This window comes from Mesorhizobium sp. M5C.F.Ca.IN.020.32.2.1, from assembly GCF_004023105.1.
In the GTDB taxonomy this organism is placed as follows: Bacteria; Pseudomonadota; Alphaproteobacteria; order Rhizobiales; family Rhizobiaceae; genus Mesorhizobium; species Mesorhizobium wenxiniae.
The window spans coordinates 1-2,811 of the sequence record NZ_RZSX01000815.1; the positions used below are offsets into that span (position 1 = coordinate 1).

A 2,811-nucleotide genomic window follows, 5' to 3' on the forward strand; every position below is an offset into this window, starting at 1 on the left:
TCCCTGGACACGGCGGACGAAAGCGCGGCGACCACTTTGTCGAAGAACACCGAGCCGCCGGCCGTGACGACCAGCGGCGCAGCGCCGCCGACGCGGGCGCGAAGCCGCAGCAACATGTCGGCGGTCATCGCCAACAAGTCGGAGATCACCTCCTCGGCGCGGCCGGAGTCGGGTTGCGCCGCGGCACCTTCGTAGGTTGCGACACCGGCAATCAGCAGCCGTCCGCCGGCTGCATCAACTGCATCGGCGATCGCCTCAGCTTCGCCAGTAGTCCGCGCGCCTGCCCTCCCCGCACCGAGTTCGACGAGCACGCGCAACGGCGGCAGCATCGCATTGGACCGCCAGGCTTCGGCGAGCGCATTCACGGCGACGGCAGAGTCGGCGAAGACGAAGAGCTCGACGCTTGGCCAGGCGCCAACCAGCGCGGCGAGCCGGTTCGCACCGCCTGATCCACCAACCTCGTTGGCGATGATCAGCCGTGTGAGGCCGGCCCTGAGCATCACCGCGGCTTGTCTGATATCCGCGACGGTCGTGCCCCATGCTCCGGCCTCTACCAACGATCGAGCAAGGTCCGGCGCCATCGGGGTCTTGGCATGCGGCGCGATCATGGCACCATGTTCACCTGCATAGAGCAGAAACAGGTCACGATTGGCGATGAAGGCCTCCTCGTCGAGGGTCAGCACCGGCAGCGACATGCGCCCATCAGCCGGATGCCAGCGCTCAGATGCGACAAGGCTGCTGTCCAGCCCGAAGGTGCCGGGCGGCACGCCGCGGATGCAATCATCGAGCAGGAACTTTTCACGGGTCGCGAGCGACGGTACGGGTGAGTTTTCGGTCATCCGATGCTAGTCCTTTCGCCTTCGCAGGATGAAGTCCGGATCGATTTCCGATGCCGGCCACAGCATGAGAGAGATGCGTGCCAAAGCTTTACTCCGGACCGATCATCGATGCCCACCATCATCTTTGGGATCTCGGCCTCGGCCGGCACCCCTGGCTCGCTACAACGGCTGGCGAACGCGGCGCCCTGGGCGAGGTTGGCCCCTTGCGGCGAAACTATCTTCCAGAGGATTATTTGCGCGACGCCAGCCGGCACAATGTCGTCGCCACCATCCATGTCGAAGCCGGTTGGGCCGGGGATGACTGCGTCGGCGAAACGCGGTGGCTTGAAACGCTCGACAAGTCGCGTGGCGTGGCCGCCCGTTACGTCGTTCACGTCCCGCTGGCGAACCGCCATGCGCCGGCGCTGGTCGAGGCGCAGGCGGCATTCGACCGTGTCGTCGGCGTGCGCGATATACTGAGCTGGGATCCTGACCCCGCCCGCCGTTTCGCTGCCCGTGACGGCATCATGGACGATCCGGGCTGGCGGGCCGGCCTGTCCCTGCTTGCCGGCCATCGGCTGGTTTTCGATCTGATGGTGTTTCCGCGCCAGCTCGCCGGTTCGGCGCGCCTTGCAGCGGCCTATCCGGACCAGTTCTTTGTCCTCAACCACTGCGGCAGCCCGATCGATCGCGATTCCGACGGAATGCGGGCGTGGCGCGAAGGAGTTCGGCGTTTGTCCCAGTGTGACAACGTCGCCATCAAGATATCGGATCTGGTCGCCTACGATCATGACTGGACGCTCGACAGCCTGAAGCCGGTTGTCATGCATTGCATAGACTGTTTCGGCACGCGGCGCGCGATGTTCGGCAGTGACTTTCCGGTGGCCGGTCTGCACGCGTCGTTCGATGCGGTATATGACAGCTTCAAGGCCATTGCCTGCGAGCTTTCCGCAGACGAGCAGACGGCGCTGTTCTTCGGCAATGCAAGGCGCATCTACCGGCTGGACGGTATGTCATCGGCGGGCCTGCTCCCTGCCTGAGAGAAGCAGCAGCCCAAGGATCAGCGAACCGAACAGAATGCTGCGCCAGCCGGGCGATGCGTTGACGACGGTGATCAGAGCCGTGATTGTGACCAGCAGGATGGCGCCGGGGATGGTGCCGGCATAGGTGCCGAGCCCGCCAAGGATCGAGGTGCCGCCGAGAACCACGGCGGCAATCGAGGCGAGGAGATAGGGATCGCCGATCCCGACATAGCCCTGTCCGTTCATGCCGAGCACCAGCACGCCCGCAAGCCCTGAAGTGAAGCCGCTGATGCCATAGACCGCCAGGGTGGTCGAGGCGACGGGAACGCCGGAGAGTGCCGCGGCGAGTGGGTTGGCGCCCATGGCGAAGAGCCGAGCGCCGAAGGATGTGGCATGCATTGCGGCCAGAACGATCACGGAGACGGCCACCCACAAGAGCACGCCTGCGGGAATACCGGCCGGCCGCGCATTGCCGAGCCATCGAACCAGCGGGTTTTCGGCGGTCACGGCGCTGCCGCCGGCGATGATGATCAGCAGGCCCTGCAGGAATGTCGCCATTGCCAGGGTCATGATCATCGGATGAACGCGCAACAGCGCCACGCCTAGCCCGTTCACCAGGCCGATGGTCGTCGTCAACGCAAGGACGGCAAGGACGGCGGTGAGCCCGGTCGGATCCGCCTGCCACGACAGCAGCGGCAGGCTGACGGCGCTCACTGTGACGATCGCCGCGACGGAAAGGTCGATGCCGCCGGCGATAACTACAAAGGTCTGGCCCGTCGCAACCAGGCCGATGACCGCGGCCAGTTCGACCAGATAGCGCAAATGGCCATAGGCGCCGAAGCCACGCGAAGCGAAGCTCGCCGCGATCCACACCCCTGCTACGATGGCGACCGTGAGGAAGGGCCGGCTGCGCAGGATTGTCAGGGCGCGTCTGCCGCCAACGGTCTCTTTCCATGCTGTCATTGCTGCAC

Annotated in this window: 3 protein-coding genes; 1 reads left to right on the top strand and 2 read right to left on the bottom strand. The window is 65.4% G+C overall.

Going from position 1 to position 2,811, the window contains the following annotated elements; all coding sequences use genetic code 11:
- The coding region (locus EOA86_RS29245; RefSeq protein WP_206630169.1) for an alanine racemase at positions 1–839 on the bottom strand (839 nt) is incomplete at its 3' end.
- 77 nt (positions 840–916) lie between these two features.
- On the opposite strand from EOA86_RS29245, the gene EOA86_RS29250 reads away from it, so the two are divergent.
- A complete protein-coding gene (locus tag EOA86_RS29250; protein ID WP_128344839.1) occupies positions 917–1,858 on the top strand; it encodes an amidohydrolase family protein in 942 nt (313 codons plus the stop codon).
- Here the strand turns inward: EOA86_RS29250 and EOA86_RS29255 are convergent.
- Positions 1,832–2,803 (bottom strand): ABC transporter permease, encoded by a 972-nt coding sequence (locus tag EOA86_RS29255; protein WP_128344841.1) that lies wholly within the window; start codon positions 2,801–2,803, stop codon positions 1,832–1,834. The two genes, EOA86_RS29250 and EOA86_RS29255, sit on opposite strands and share 27 nt — an antisense overlap.
- Positions 2,804–2,811: the final 8 nt, after the last annotated feature.

Bases quoted from the DNA above. Each gene is read 5' to 3' on its own strand.
- EOA86_RS29255 (WP_128344841.1), bottom strand. From the start codon at position 2,803: ATGACAGCATGGAAAGAGACCGTTGGCGGCAGACGCGCCCTGACAATC.